Here is a 14,448-nt window from a genome sequence, read left to right on the forward strand (position 1 = left end):
CCGTTGACAGGATCGGTAGGTTCCAAGTCATCAGTCGATGACCCAGGAGGCAGCCGTGGACGACGTCGTGGTGGTGGGTGCCGGGCCGACCGGCTGCGCGGTGGCCGGGGAGGTCGCCCGCGCCGGCGGCCGGGTGGTCGTGCTCGACAGGCACGCGGCGCCGAGCCCGCTGAGCAGGGCCTTCGGCGTGCACGCCCGCACCCTCGAGCTGCTGGACAGCCGCGGCCTGGCCGACGAGCTGATCGCCACCGGCACGCCGGTCGGCCGGCTGCAGCTGGTCGGCGACGCCGGCATCGACCTGTCCGGGCTGCCGACCCGGTTCCCGTTCGTGCTGATGACCCCGCAGGTGCACGTCGACCGGCTGCTGGAGCGGCACGCCGTCGACTCCGGCGCCCGGGTCGAGCGCGGGGTCACCGTGACCGGCCTCGCGCAGGACGACGACGGCGTGACGGTGCTGGCTGGCGACCGGGAGTGGCGGGCGCGGTACGTGGTCGGCGCGGACGGCGTGCGCAGCACCGTCCGGCAGCTGATCGGCGTGCCCTTCCCCGGGCGCACCGTGCTGAGCTCAGTGGTGCTGGCCGACGTCCGGCTGCCGCTGGACCCCGGTGACCTGCGGGTCGACGTGGACGAGCACGGCTTCGGGTTCCTCGCCCCGTTCGGCGACGGCTGGTTCCGGCTGATCGGCTGGGACCGCCGCCGACAGGTCGGCACCGACGAGCCGGTCGGCGACGAGGAGGTCGCCGGGCTGCTGCAGCGGGTCTTCGGCCTGCCGATGGGCGAGGTGCGATGGAGCTCCCGGTTCGCCAGCGACGAGCGGCAGGCGCCGGCCTACCGGGTTGGCCGGGTGTTCCTGGCCGGGGACGCCGCGCACGTGCACTCCCCGGCCGGCGGGCAGGGCATGAACACCGGCATCCAGGACGCGTTCGGCCTGGGCTGGCGGCTGACCGGCGGCGGCCTCGACGGGTACCAGCGCGAACGGCACCCGGTCGGGACGGCGGTGCTCCGCTCCTCGGGTGCGCTGATCCGGCTGATGACCGTGCCGGGGGTGCGCGGGCGGCTGCTGCGCGCGGCGGTGCTGCGCGGCCTGCTGCGGGTGCCGCCGGTGGTCCGGCGGGGCGCGGGCCAGCTGTCCGGGATCGACATCCGCTACCCGGGCCCGGGCCTGGTCGGCACGCGCGCCGTCGTCCCCGGGCTGGCGCAGGTGCAGCGCACCGCGGGCTTCGTGCTGGTGCTGCCGCGGGGCGCCGCCGACGTCGAGGGGCTGCCCGCCGTCCGGCGGACCGACGACGGCCCCGGGCTGCTGGTCCGCCCCGACGGCTACGTCGCCTGGGCCGGGGACCCGGCGACGGGGGAGTGGCGGGCAGTGCTCAGCCGGCTGGCGCCGGCCGCCGGATGAAGGCCGCGGTCACCGACGCGGTGAGCGCCAGCCCGATGGACAGCCACCAGCCGCGGTCGGCGGCGGCCAGCCCGCCGCTCTCGTCCAGCGGCACGACGGCCAGCAGCAGGGCGACGCCGAGGGTGGCGCCGAGCTGGCGGGCCGCGTTGAAGGTCGCCGTCCCGGTGGCCAGCCACTGCGGGGGCAGCGACGCCGACGCCGAGGTGGACAGGTTGGCGATGGTGAACCCGACGCCCAGCCCGGTGAGCAGCTGGCCGGGCAGGAAAGCGACCAGGTAGTCCGGGGTGGTGTCGACCAGCACCACCCACCAGAGCACGCCCAGCGCCAGGGACAGCCCGCCGACCGCGGCGACGGCGCCGTGGCCGAACCGGGCACCCAGCTTGCCGCCGGCCAGCGCGGCGACCGCGGCCACGACCGGGCCGGGGGTCAGCGCGATGCCGGCGAGCACCGTGGACATGCCCCAGCCGGTGGTCAGCCAGTAGACGTTGTGCAGCAGCATCGCGCCGAACGCCCCGAAGAAGGCCGCGATCGCCACGCTGCTCAGCGTGTAGGGCCGGCTGCGGAACAGCGGCAGCGACAGGGCGGGCACCAGCTGCGGGCCCACCTTCGCCGAGCGCAGCACCGCAGCGATGGTCATCAGCACCGCGGCCGCGCCCCAGCCCAGCGTGGTCGCGCTGGCCCAGCCGCTGTCGGGTGCCTGGATGAGCGCGTAGGACAGCGCGGCCACCGCGGCGATGAGCACGACGGTGCCCAGCACGTCGGGCCGGCGCCGCTCGGTGGCGTCCTTGGACTCGGTGAGCACCCGGAGGCCGACGACGACGGCGAGCAGCCCGACCGGCACGTTGACCAGGAACACCCAGCGCCAGCTCAGCTCGACCAGCAGGCCGCCCAGCGGCGGGCCCAGCGCCGCGGCCACGGCGCCGATCGCGGCCCAGGTGGCGATCGCGGTGCCCCGGCGGGCGGGCGGGAAGGAGTGCAGCAGCAGCGCCAGCGAGGTCCCGGTGACCATCGCGCCGCCGATGCCCTGCAGCACCCGGAACGCGACGAGCGACCACACGTCCCAGGCCACCGCGCAGCCGACCGAGGCCAGCGTGAACACGGCCAGCCCGAGCAGGAACACCCGGCGGCGGCCGAACCGGTCGGCCAGCCGGCCGGCCGGCGCGAGCAGCGCGGCGAAGGTGATCGTGTAGCCGTTGAGCACCCAGGCCAGCGACGACCCGGCGTCCGGGAACGCCACCGCCAGCGTCGGGAAGGCGATGTTGACGATGAACAGGTCCAGGCTGGCCAGGAACGTCGCCGCCGACACCACGGCCAGCAGCAGCCGGAGCTGCCGGTCGGTCGGCGGTGCCGCGGGTGCCTGCTGGGTGGTGTCCGTGGTCATCGCGCCGCCTGGTCCGCCGGGAGTCGGTCCGGAAATCCTACCGACGCAGGGACCGTACCCCGGAGGACGCCGCTGCGGCAGTCAGTCCGCCGTGGCGCCCACCAGCCGCTCGGACGCCGTCCACAGGTCGCGGGCCAGCTGGACGTCCGAGGCCTCGCGGGACCGGCCGACCAGCGTCGGGGCGCCGCGGCCCTCCTGGAACCCCGACGGACCGGCGTAGCTGCCGCCGGGCAGGTCGGCGGTGGCGGCGAAGAGGGTGGGCAGCGCGCCGTCGGCGTCGGACTGCGCGATGAACCGGTTGCCCAGCTTCATCGCCAGGTCCTTGAGCCGGTTCTCGGTGTGCGACTGCAGGTTGGTCGCGGCGTAGCCCGGGTGCGCGGCCATCGAGCGGACCGTCGACCCGGCGGCGGTCAGCCGGCGCTGCAGCTCGAGGGCGAAGAGCAGGTTGGCCAGCTTCGACGCGCCGTAGGCGCCGGTGTCGGAGTACGGCCGGCGCTCCCAGCCCAGGTCGTCGAGCACGATCGTGCCGCTGCGGTGCAGGCCGGAGGAGACGGTGACCACCCGGTCGGTGATGTGCGGGAGCAGGAGGTTCGTCAGCGCGAAGTGGCCCAGGTGGTTGGTGCCGAACTGCAGCTCGAACCCGTCGGCGGTGCGGCCCTGCGGCACCATCATGATCCCGGCGTTGTTCACCAGGACGTCGAGGTCACCGGTCCACCCGGCGGCGAACCCCCGCACCGAGGACAGGTCGGCCAGGTCCAGCCGGCGCACCTCGACGTCCCCGCTGATCGCCGCCGCGGCGGTCTCGCCGCGCGCGGTGTCCCGGACGGCGAGCACTACGTGCGCCCCCGCGGCGGCCAGCGCCCGGGCGGTGGCCAGGCCCAGCCCCGAGTTGGCACCGGTGACCACGGCGGTGCGCCCGGCCTGCGAGGGGATGTCGGCGGTGCTCCACGGGGTGCTCATGCCGCCACGGTAGGAGGATGCCGCCGTGGACCTCTCCCAGCTCGACCTCGTCGACCACCACTGCCACGGGCTGATCACCCGGGACCTCGACCGCCCCGAGTTCGAGTCGCTGCTCACCGAGGCCGCCGCGCCGAGCGCGCTGGGCGGCTCGCTGCTGGACTCCCAGATCGGCTTCGCGCTGCGCCGGTTCTGCCCGCCGGTGCTGGACCTGGAGCCGCACACCGACGCCGACACCTACCTCGCCCGCCGGGCCGAGCTGGGCGCCGCCGAGGTCAACCGCCGGATGCTGGCCGCGACCGGCACGCAGACCTTCCTGGTCGACACCGGCTACCTGCCCGAGCCGATCACCACCCCCGACGAGCTGGCCGCCCTCACCGGCGGCCGGGGCCACGAGATCGTCCGGCTGGAGCTGGTCGCCGCGCAGGTGCTCGAGCACTCGGGCGCCGGCGGGTTCCCCGAGGCGTTCCGGACCGAGCTGGGACGCCGCTGCGCCACCGCCGTCGGGGTGAAGTCGATCGCCGCCTACCGCGCCGGGCTGGCCCTGGGCGGGCAGCGACCCACCGACGCCCAGGTGGTCGCCGCCGCCGACCGGTTGCTTGTCACCGGCAGCACCCGGGTGGCAGACCCGGTGCTGCACGAGTTCCTCGTCTGGTCCGGCATCGACCTGCAGATGCCCGTGCAGTTCCACGTCGGCTACGGCGACGCCGACACGGACCTGCACCGCGGCGACCCACTGCTGATGACCGACCTGCTGCGGGCCACCGAGCCGCACGGCGTGCCGATCATGCTGCTGCACACCTACCCGTTCCACCGCAACGCCGGCTTCCTGGCCCAGGTCTTCGGGCACGTGTTCGCCGACGTGGGGCTGGCCACCCACAACCTGGGCGCCCGGTCGGCGAACCTGGTGCAGGAGCTGCTGGAGCTGGCCCCGTTCGGCAAGGTGCTGTTCTCCTCCGACGCGTTCGGCCTGGCCGAGCTCTACCTGCTGGGCACGGTGCTCTTCCGCCGCGGCCTGGGGAGCTACCTGGCCGCAGGGGTGGACGACGACGCCTGGACGGCGGCCGACGCGCAGCGGGTGGCCGAGCTCATCGGGTCGGGGAACGCCCGCCGGGCCTACCGCCTGTGACCTGCCGGCAACGGGGCTCGGCGAGACTGGCCGGGTGAGCACAGACCTGGACAGCTGGTACGAGCGCCTGCACGCCGCCGTCCTGGAGGAGCTGCCCGCCGCGGTGGAGCTGCGGCACGCGCTGCACGCCGACCCGCGCCGCTCCGGCGACGAGGCCGACACCACCGCGGCGGTGGTCGCGGCGCTCGGCGCGGGGGAGGGCCGCGAGGTGGCCGGCACCGGCCGGCTGGTCCGGATCGGCACCGCCACCGGCCCGACCGTGGCGCTGCGGGCCGAGCTCGACGGGCTGGCCGTGCTGGAGCAGACCGGCGTCGAGTGGGCCTCGGCCGGAGGGGTCATGCACGCCTGCGGGCACGACGCGCACCTGGCCGGGCTGGTCGCGGTCTGCCGCGCGGTGGCCCGGGTGGGTGGACCGGCCCCGCTGCTGGCGCTGCTGCAGCCCCGGGAGGAGTCCGCGCCCTCGGGGGCCCGGGACATCGCGCAGTCCGGGCTGCTGGGCGAGGAGCAGGTGGTCGCCGTGGTGGCCGCGCACGTGCAGCCGCAGCTGGCCGCCGGCGTCGTGAACGCCACCCCCGGCCCGGTCAACGCCGCCACCGACGAGTTCACGATCACCGTCACCGGGCACGGCGGGCACGGCGGCTACCCGCACACCACGCACGACCCGGTCCTCGCGCTGGCCGCGGTGGTGGTCAACCTGCAGCAGCTGGTCAGCCGGCGGGTGGACCCGACCGTGGGCGCCGTCCTCGCGGTCACCCAGCTCGACGCGGGCAGCAGCTTCAACGTCGTCCCCGACACCGCGCGGGCCCGCGGCGGGCTGCGGGTGATGCGGGAGTCCGACCGGACGGCGCTGCTGACCGCGCTGACCGAGGTCGCCGAGCACACCGCCGCGGCCTACGGCTGCACCGCCCAGGTGCACACCGAGAGCAACGAGCCGGTGCTGGCCAACGACCCCGACCTCGCGCGCGCGGCCGTGCCGTGGCTGGCCCGCGGCGGGGTCGAGGTGGACGACACCTGGCGGTCCTTCGGCGCCGACGACTTCAGCCACTACTGCGCCGACGCGCGCGGGCTGATGCTCTTCCTCGGCGTGGACGGCGGCCCCGCGGACGCGGCGGGACGGCGGCCCGGCCTGCACGCCCCGCGCTTCCTGCCCGGGGACGAGACGGTCGGCCAGGTGGCGGCGGCGCTGCTGGCCGGTTACCTGGCGGGGGCGGAGATGGGAGACGCCTAGCCTGTCCGGGTGCCGGCCCACTCCCACTCGCACTCGACCGCCGACGAGACCCCGCCGTCCCCGGAGATCGTGACGAGGCGCCGGCGGGCGACCTGGCTGATGCTGCTGGTGCTGGTCCCGATCGGGCTGGCCACGGTGATCGGCCTGGTCGCGCTGTGGCCGTCGGGGGAGCCCAGCCGGGCGCAGCAGGCGGCCGAGACCTTCCAGCCACCGGGCACCTCCTACCCCGACGCCACGGTGCAGTCGCTGGAGACCTACGACTGCTCGGACGGGTCCGCGTCGGGTCAGCAGCTGACCTGCGGCACCGCGGTGGTCGAGGTGACCGACGGGGACGGCGAGGGCGACTTCGTCTCGGTCGACCTGCCGCCGGAGGTGGTCGGTTCCGGGGTGCAGGTCGGCGACGGGTTCGTGCTCACCCGCGCCGTGGACGGCGGCAGCGGCGACCCCAGCTACTCCTTCTCCGACTTCCAGCGCACCACGCCGATCGTCGTCCTCGCGCTGGTCTTCGTCGTGGTCGTGGGTCTGGTCGCCCGGCTGCGGGGGCTGGCCGCGCTGGTCGGGCTGGGGTTCGCCTTCTTCGTGCTGCTGCAGTTCATCCTGCCGGGCATCCTCGGCTCGGGGTCCCCGACGCTGGTGACGCTGGTGGGCAGCTCGGCGATCATGTTCGTCGTCCTCTACCTGGCGCACGGGTTCACCACCCGGACGACGACGGCGCTGATCGGCACTCTGTTCGGCCTGGTCCTGGTCGCGGTGATGGGCGCGGTGGCCGTGGCTGCGGCGAAGCTGACCGGGTTCTCCAGCGAGACCACCGTGCAGCTGGGCACCTACGACCCGACGCTGGACTTCTCCGGGCTGGTGCTGGCCGGGCTGACCGTCGCCGCGCTGGGCATCCTCGGCGACGTCACCATCACCCAGGCGTCGGCGATCTGGCAGCTGCACGAGGTCGACCCGACGATGACCGCCCGTCAGCTCATCACCCGCGGCATGCAGGTCGGCCGGGACCACATCGCCTCGACGGTCTACACGATCGTCTTCGCCTACGCCGGTGCCGCCCTGCCGCTGCTGCTGCTCATCGAGATCTACGGCCGCCCGATCGGCGTGGTGCTGACCGGCACCGAGATCGGCGAGGAGGTCATCCGCACGCTGGTCGGTGCCATCGCCCTGGTGCTCGCCGTCCCGGTGACGACCGCGGTGGGTGCGTTCTTCGCCAAGGCCGCGGGCGACGGGCCGGCGCCCAAGCTGCTCTCCCGGCTCGCCCGGTGAGCCGCACCGAGGAGCTGCTGGCCGCGGCCGCGGCGGCGCCGGGCTTCATGCCGGCCGACGAGGGGCTCGCGCTGTACGCGGCGGCCCGCGCGGTGCCGGTCCCCGGTCCGCTGCTGGAGATCGGCAGCTGGATGGGCAAGTCCGCCCTCTACCTGGCCGCCGCGGCCCACGAGACCGGTCGGCAGGTGGTCACCGTCGACCACCACCGTGGCTCCGAGGAGCACCAGCCCGGCTGGGAGTACCACCAGCCCGAGCTGGTGGACGCCGCGACCGGGCAGCTGGACACGCTGCCCTCGTTCCGGGCGACCGTGCACCCGGCCGAGGACCTGGTGGTCGCCGTCGTCGCCCGGTCGGAGACCCTGGCGCCGCTGTGGTCGACCCCGCTGGCCCTGCTGTTCCTGGACGGCAGCCACACCGAGGAGTCCGCCCGCCGGGACCAGGACGCCTGGGTGGCGAAGCTGGCCGTCGGCGGCACGCTGGCGGTGCACGACGTCTTCCCCGACCCGGCCGACGGCGGGCAGGCGCCCTTCGGCGTCTACACCCGGGTGCTGGCGTCGGGGGACTTCACCGAGCTGCCCGGGACCGGCTCGCTCCGGGTCCTGCGCCGCGACCGATGACCGTCGTCGTCGAGCTGCTGGGGCCGGTCGTCGTCCGGGTGGACGGCGTGCCGGCCGACCTCGGCGTCCGGGCCCGGGCGCTGCTGGCCCGGCTCGCCCTGGACCCGGGCCGGGTGGTGTCGGTCGACGCGCTGGTGGACGCGCTCTGGGACGGCGCCCCGCCCGCCGCGCCGGCCAACGCGCTGCAGGCCGTGGTCTCCCGGGTGCGCCGGGCCGTGCCGGGGCTGCCGCTGGTGGCCCGGGCGCCGGGGTACCTGCTCGACCTGCCCCGGGACGCCGTCGACGCCTGCCGCCTCGAGGACCTGGCGACCACGGACCCGGCCGCGGCCGAGGCGCTGTGGCGCGGCGAGCCGCTGGCCGACCTGCGCGACCTGGCCTTCACCGCCGCACCGGCCGCCCGCTGGGCCGAGCTGCGGCTGGTCGCGGCCGAGCGCCGGCTGGCCGGGGCCGGCGCCGCGCAGCTGCCCGAGCTGGACCGGCTGGTCGCCGAGCACCCCCTGCGCGAGGGCCTGGTCGCGCTGCGGGTGCTGGCGCTGCACCGGGCCGGGCGGACGACCGACGCCCTGGCCGCCCACGAGCAGACCCGCCGCCGGCTGGCCGAGGAGCTCGGCCTGGACCCCGGCCCGGCGCTGCGGGCCGCGCAGCTGGCGGTGCTGCGCGAGGAGGAGCCGGAGCGCCCGGTCCTGCGGACGGCGCTGACCAGCTTCCGCGGCCGGGTCGCCGAGCTCGACCTGGTGGCCGACCGGTTGGCCGGCGGGCGGCTGGTCACCCTGCTGGGCCCCGGCGGCGCCGGCAAGACCCGGCTGGCGCTGGAGGTGGCCCACCAGCGGGAGGCGAGCACCTCCGACGGTGTCTGGTGGGTGGAGCTCGCGCCGGTCGGGGAGCCGCGCCAGCTGCCGGCCGCCGTCCTGACCGCCGTCGGGCAGCGGACCGCGACGACGCTGGAGCGGGTGCCCACCGTGGTCGAGGCCGGCGCGCGGCTGCGCGAGGTGTTCGCCTCCCGGCGCGGCCTGCTGGTCCTGGACAACTGCGAGCACCTGGTGGACGCGGTCGCCCGGCTGACCGACGACCTGCTGACCGCCTGCCCGGGCCTGGTCGTGCTGACCACCAGCCGGGAGGCCCTGGGCATCCCGGGCGAGGCGCTCGTGCCGGTCGGCCCTCTGCCGGTGCCCGAGGCCGACGACCCGGGTGCGGCCGACGCCGACGTGGTGCGGCTGTTCGCCGACCGGGCGCGGTCGGCCGACCCGTCCTTCGCGGTCACCCCGGCGACGCTGCCGCTGCTGCTGGAGGTGTGCCGGCGGCTGGACGGCATGCCGCTAGCCCTGGAGCTGGCCGCCGCCCGGCTGCGCACGCTGGGCCTGGCCCAGATCGCGGCCCGGCTCGACGACCGGTTCGCCCTGCTGACCGGGGGCAGCCGGGTGGCACTGCCCCGGCAGCAGACCCTGCGCGCGGTGGTGGAGTGGAGCTGGGAGTCCCTCGGGGCCGCCGAGCAGGAGGTCGGACGGCGGCTGTCGGTGCCCGCCGACGGCGCGACGCTGGAGGCCGCCGAGGCGCTCTGCGGGCCCGGCGTGCTGGACGCCGTCGCCGGGCTGGTGGAGAAGTCGCTGCTCACCGCGGTACCCGAGGGGGACGGCGTCCGGTACCGGATGCTGGAGACGGTGCGGGCCTACGGCGCCGAGCAGCTGGACGCCGCGGGGGAGCGGGCCGCGACGGAGGCCGCGCACACCGCCTGGTGCCGCGCGCTGCTGGACCGGGTGGACCCGCTGCTGCGGGGACCGCACCAGCTGGACGCACTGCGGGAGCTGCGGGCCGAGCACGACAACCTGGTGGCGGCGCTGCAGCGCGAGGTGGCCGCGGGCCGCGGGGAGGCCGCGGTGCACCTGGCCGGCCGGATGGCCTGGTTCTGGCTGCTGTCGGGCCAGCAGACGGCGGCCGCGCGGCAGCTCGCCGAGGTCGCCCGGCTGCCGGTGACGCCCAGCCCGATGCGGACGGTCTGCCTGACCTTCGCCGCGCTGGCCGCGGCCGACGAGCAGGGCTGGGGCGGTGTGCGGGACGTGCTGGCCGAGGTCGTGGCGCTGCCCGACGAGCTCGGCGCGGCCGCCGACGAGCCGGTGGCGGTGGTCAGCTGGGCGCTGGCCGTGGTGTTCCTCGGCGAGCCAGACCGGCTGGCCGTGTCCGCGACGCACCCCGACCCGTGGGTCCGCGCAGTGGTCCATGCCGCGACCGGTCTGGCGGCGGAGAACGACGGACGGTTCGACAGCCTCGCCGAGGACCTCGCGGCGGCCCGCGCGGCGTTCCTGGAGCTGGGGGACCGGTGGGGCATCTCGATCACCTCCGCCGGCCTGGGCCAGCTCGCGGCGCAGGACGGCGACCTGCCGCGGGCGGCGGAGCTGGTGGCGCAGGCGCTGCGCTGCTCCGACGAGCTGGGCACCTCCGACGACTCGCCGATGCTCCGGGTGCGGGTGGCCCTGCTGCGCGCCGCGGCGGGCGACGTGGCGGACGCCGCGGCGCAGCTGGACGACGTGCTGGTCCATCTGACCCGACTGGGCGGGCCGGTGCTGGCCTTCGCGGAGTCCGCGCGGGCCCAGGTGGCCCTGCTCGCCGGCGACCGCGAGCTGGCCGAGCTGACCAGCGGCGCCGCGGTCGTCCGGCTGGGCCGGGGCGGCAGCGGGCCGGACCAGATGAGCGCGTTGGTGCGCACGGTGCGCGCCCAGGTGCTGGCCGGTCGGGACGCCGTGGACGCGGCGGTGCTCGCGGAGGCCGAGGAGCTGCTGGACCAGGCGCAGCGCGAGACGATGCACGAGCGCGGCGACATGCCGGTGCTCGCCGTGGTGCTCGTCGGGCGGGCGGTGCTGGCCGAGGCGGCCGGCGACCCGGCCGGGTCGGCGCGGATGCTCGGCCTGGCCGAGGCGGTCCGCGGCCGGGCCGACCGCGGGGACCCGCTGGCGACCGGGCTGCGGGCCAGGCTGGTGGCCGCGCTGGGACCGGCCGCCGTCGACGAGGCGGTCGCCGCCGGGGTCGCGGTGGGCCGGGTCGCCGCGCTGGCCGAGGTGGGGGCCGAGGTGGTCAGCCCGTCCGGCTCCTGACCTCCAGGGCGATCTGGTCGGCGTCCAGCTCGGCCAGCGCCGCGGTGAGCACCGCGGAGTCCAGCCGCCCGAGGTCGCGCTCGGACAGCAGGGCGGCGCGCTGCGCGGTGAGGACGGCGACCGGGTCGGCGGTCCCGGCGGTCGCGGCGGCCTCGACCAACCGCTGCCGGACCACCTCCCGCTGTGCGTCCTGCGCCGGGCCGGCGGGGGTGGCCGGCAGCAGGCGGCGGACCAGCCAGGGCAGCGTCGTGCCCTGCAGCAGCAGCGAGCCCACCGCCACCGCGACGGCCACGAGCAGGAGCAGCGGCCGGGCCGGGGTCTGCGCGGGTAGGGTCTGCGCGGCGGCCAGGGTGATCGCCCCGCGCATGCCGGCCCAGACGACCACCGTGCCCTGCCGGGCGTCCAGCGGGTGCGCGAGCAGGTGGTCCAGGTCGGCCAGGGCGCGGGCGACGCGGGTGCGGAACTGCTCGAGCTGCCGCTCCGTCGGCGTGCGCCTGCTCCTGCGGTGCCCGACGTCCTCACCGGCGTGCAGCCGGGCGAAGGTGTCCCGGCGCTCGGTCGTCCGCCCGGCGCCGCGGCGCTGGCCGAGCAGGAGCAATGAGACGTAGGCCGCCCGGACGGCGACGGTGAGCACCAGCGCCCCGGCCGCGATCGCCAGGGCGGTGCCGACCCCGGCGTGCTCGTCCTGCACGTCGCGGACGATGCCGACCAGCTGCAGCCCCATGAGCAGGAAGACCGCGCCCTCCAGCAGCATCTCCACGGTCGACCAGTTCTGCGCGTCGGACAGCCGGGCGCCGGGGGAGAGCACCTTGGGCGCGCGCCACCCGGTGGTGAGCCCGGCGAGGACGGCGGCCACCAGCCCGGAGGCCCCGGCCAGCTCGGCGGGGATCGCGGCGACGAACGGGACGGCGAACGACAGCGCGGTGGTGGCCGGGACCTCGCGCAGCCGCGACCGCACCCAGAGCCCGGCCCGGCCGACCAGCACGCCGATCAGCGCCGCGCCGGCGACGGCCCAGACGAACCGGCCGGCCACGCCCCACAGCGAGACCCCGGTGGCCGCGGCGGCGATCGCGGCGCGCAGCACGACCAGGGCGGTGGCGTCGTTGAGCAGTCCCTCGCCGTCCAGGATCGTCACCGCCCGGGCCGGGACGCCGAGCCGGCGGGCGATCGAGGTGGCCACGGCGTCGGTCGGGCTGACCACGGCACCCAGCGCGACGCCCCAGGCCAGCCCGAGCCCGGGGACGACGAGGGCGAAGAAGCCGCCGAGGGCGACCGAGCTGAGCACCACCAGCACGACCGACAGACCACTGACCGCGCCGAGCTCGCGGCGCAGGTCCATGGCCGGGACGGAGACCGCGGCGGAGTAGAGCAGCGGCGGGAGCAGGCCGGCCAGCACCCACTCGGGCTCGACCTCGAACGACGGGAACCCCGGGACCAGGCTGGCCACCACCCCGGCCCCCACCAGCAGCAGCGGGGCGGCGACCCCGAGGCGCTCGCCGAGGGCCGAGGCGGCCACGACGACGAGCACCGCGAGGACGGCGAGGGCGAGGGTGGTGGTCAGCGGGTCCACGGGCTCACACGCGCCGGCGGTAGGCGCGCATGGCCAGCGGCACGAACACCACCAGCAGCAGGGCCGACCAGCCCGCCGTCCAGGCCAGGGGCTCGGCGACCGGGCCGCCCAGCAGCAGGCCGCGGACGGTGTCGATGACGTGGGTGACCGGGTTGTTGCGGGTGAAGGCGGCCAGCCAGCCGGGCAGCGTGTCCGCCGACACCAGGGCGGTGCTGCCGAAGGTGAGCGGGAAGGTGGCCAGGAACCCGACGCCCTGGACGGCGCCGGCCGACCGGACGGTGAGCCCGATCCAGACGAACACCCAGGACAGGCACATGGCGAACCCGATGGCGACCAGGACGGCGAGGGCGGCGGCCGGCAGGCCCTGGGTGGTGCGGAAGCCGAGCAGGGCGGTGAAGGCCAGCAGGACGCCGATCGCGGTGAGGAAGCGGACGACGTCGGCCAGGACCGCGCCGACCAGGGGTGCCGAGCGGGCGATCGGCAGGCTGCGGAACCGGTCGAACACGCCCTTGGCGATGTCGTTGTTCAGCGCGACGCCGATGCCGCCGGTGGCGAACATCAGGGTCTGCACGAGGATCCCGGGGACCAGGTAGGTCAGGTAGTCGTGCCAGTCGCCGGCGATCGCGCCGCCGAAGACGAACACGAAGAGCACCGTGAAGATGATCGGCTGCAGGCTGACGTCCATCAGCGCCTCGGGCTGGTGGCGGATCTTGACCACGTTGCGCCAGGCGAGGGTGAGCGACTGCTGCAGGGCGGGCAGCTTCGGGGTGGTGCTGATCTCGGGGACGCTCATGGTCGGGGTGGCGGTGGCGGCGGTCATGCGACGGCCTCCTTCTCGTTCTCGGACTGCGTGGCGTGGCCGGTGAGGGCGAGGAAGACCTCGTCCAGGCTGGGGAGGCGGACGGCGAGCTCGGAGAGCGCGATGCCCTGGGTGCTGAGGAGGTCCAGGACGGTGCCCAGGACGGTCTCGCTGCGGACGGCGACCGAGGCGGTGCCGTGGCCGTCGAGGGTGGGGACGGCGCCGGTGACCTGCTCGATGACCTGCAGGACGGTGGCGGTGTCGGCGCGGTCGCGGGGGCGGACGGTGAGGGTCTGGGCGCCGGTGCGGTGCTTGAGCTCGTCGCTGGTGCCGTGGGCGACGACCCGGCCGGTGTCGAAGACGACGATGTCGTCGGCGAGCTCGTCGGCCTCCTCGAGGTACTGGGTGGTGAGCAGGACCGACGTGCCGTCGGCGACGAGCCGGCGGACGACGTCCCAGACCTCGGTGCGGCTGCGCGGGTCCAGTCCGGTCGTCGGTTCGTCGAGGAAGAGGACCTTGGGTCGGCCGACGAGGCTGGCGGCGAGGTCGAGGCGGCGCCGCATGCCGCCGGAGTAGGTCTTGGCGGAGCGCTCGGCGGCGTCGGTGAGGCTGAAGCCGGCGAGCAGCTCGGCGGCGCGGGCGCGGGCGGCCGGCCGCGGCAGGCCGAGCAGGCGGCCGATCATGGTGAGGTTCTGGGAGCCGGTGAGGTCCTCGTCGACGGAGGCGTACTGGCCGGTGAGGCCGATCCGGCGGCGGACCTGCTGCGGGTCGGCGAGGACATCGAAGCCAGCGACGCGGGCGGTGCCGGCGTCGGGTCGGAGCAGCGTGGACAGGACGCGGACGGCGGTGGTCTTGCCGGCGCCGTTGGGTCCGAGGACGCCGAGGACGGTGCCGGCGGGGACGGTGAGGTCGACACCGTCCAGGGCACGGGTGGACCCGTAGCTCAGGCTGAGGCCGTGCGCCTCGATCACGGGGGAGTCGGATGTCATGGGAGCCACCGTGCGCGCCGGCGCTGACGTCGC

At 76.2% G+C, this 14,448-nt stretch carries 11 protein-coding genes; 6 read left to right on the top strand and 5 right to left on the bottom strand.

Annotated elements, in window-relative coordinates; translation table 11 throughout:
- Positions 1-55: 55 nt before the first annotated feature.
- A complete protein-coding gene (locus LFA75_RS19795) occupies positions 56-1,396 on the top strand; it encodes an FAD-dependent monooxygenase (protein ID WP_225235309.1) in 1,341 nt (446 codons plus the stop codon).
- Here LFA75_RS19795 and LFA75_RS19800 read toward each other — a convergent pair.
- Together LFA75_RS19800 and LFA75_RS19805 are read right to left on the bottom strand one after the other, a co-directional pair.
- Positions 1,368-2,777 (bottom strand): DHA2 family efflux MFS transporter permease subunit, encoded by a 1,410-nt coding sequence (locus LFA75_RS19800; RefSeq protein WP_225235310.1) that lies wholly within the window; start codon positions 2,775-2,777, stop codon positions 1,368-1,370. The genes LFA75_RS19795 and LFA75_RS19800 overlap by 29 nt on opposite strands.
- Before the next feature lie 81 nt (positions 2,778-2,858).
- Positions 2,859-3,737 carry an oxidoreductase gene (locus LFA75_RS19805; protein ID WP_225235311.1) on the bottom strand — a complete coding sequence of 293 codons (879 nt, stop codon included), beginning with the start codon at positions 3,735-3,737 and terminating at the stop codon, positions 2,859-2,861.
- A 25-nt stretch (positions 3,738-3,762) separates the two neighbouring features.
- On the opposite strand from LFA75_RS19805, the gene LFA75_RS19810 reads away from it, so the two are divergent.
- From LFA75_RS19810 to LFA75_RS19830, 5 genes are read left to right on the top strand one after another with little or no spacing between them, the layout of a single operon-like run.
- Entirely contained in the window at positions 3,763-4,863 is a 1,101-nt protein-coding gene (locus LFA75_RS19810) for an amidohydrolase family protein (protein ID WP_225235312.1), read from the top strand.
- 34 nt (positions 4,864-4,897) lie between these two features.
- Entirely contained in the window at positions 4,898-6,091 is a 1,194-nt protein-coding gene (locus tag LFA75_RS19815) for a M20 metallopeptidase family protein (protein ID WP_225235313.1), read from the top strand.
- Between the two features lie 9 nt (positions 6,092-6,100).
- The gene (locus tag LFA75_RS19820) at positions 6,101-7,354 is read left to right on the top strand and encodes a YibE/F family protein (RefSeq protein WP_225235314.1); all 1,254 of its coding nucleotides are present in this window, start codon (positions 6,101-6,103) and stop codon (positions 7,352-7,354) included.
- On the top strand, positions 7,351-7,971 hold the full coding sequence (locus LFA75_RS19825; RefSeq protein WP_225235315.1) for a class I SAM-dependent methyltransferase: 621 nt from the start codon (positions 7,351-7,353) through the stop codon (positions 7,969-7,971). Before LFA75_RS19820 ends, LFA75_RS19825 begins: the two co-directional genes overlap by 4 nt.
- Positions 7,968-11,057, top strand: a complete 3,090-nt coding sequence (locus LFA75_RS19830) for an ATP-binding protein (RefSeq protein ID WP_225235316.1) — start codon at positions 7,968-7,970, stop codon at positions 11,055-11,057. Before LFA75_RS19825 ends, LFA75_RS19830 begins: the two co-directional genes overlap by 4 nt.
- Here the strand turns inward: LFA75_RS19830 and LFA75_RS19835 are convergent.
- From LFA75_RS19835 to LFA75_RS19845, 3 genes are read right to left on the bottom strand one after another with little or no spacing between them, the layout of a single operon-like run.
- Positions 11,038-12,627 carry a cation:proton antiporter gene (locus LFA75_RS19835; RefSeq protein WP_225235317.1) on the bottom strand — a complete coding sequence of 530 codons (1,590 nt, stop codon included), beginning with the start codon at positions 12,625-12,627 and terminating at the stop codon, positions 11,038-11,040. The genes LFA75_RS19830 and LFA75_RS19835 overlap by 20 nt on opposite strands.
- Before the next feature lie 4 nt (positions 12,628-12,631).
- Complete coding sequence (locus tag LFA75_RS19840) at positions 12,632-13,447, bottom strand: ABC transporter permease (RefSeq protein ID WP_225235318.1); 816 nt, start codon at positions 13,445-13,447, stop codon at positions 12,632-12,634.
- Entirely contained in the window at positions 13,444-14,415 is a 972-nt protein-coding gene (locus LFA75_RS19845) for an ATP-binding cassette domain-containing protein (protein ID WP_225235319.1), read from the bottom strand. The genes LFA75_RS19840 and LFA75_RS19845 overlap by 4 nt, the downstream gene beginning before the upstream one ends.
- Positions 14,416-14,448: the final 33 nt, after the last annotated feature.

This window comes from Klenkia terrae (genome assembly GCF_900491935.1).
GTDB lineage: Bacteria > Actinomycetota > Actinomycetes > Mycobacteriales > Geodermatophilaceae > Klenkia > Klenkia terrae.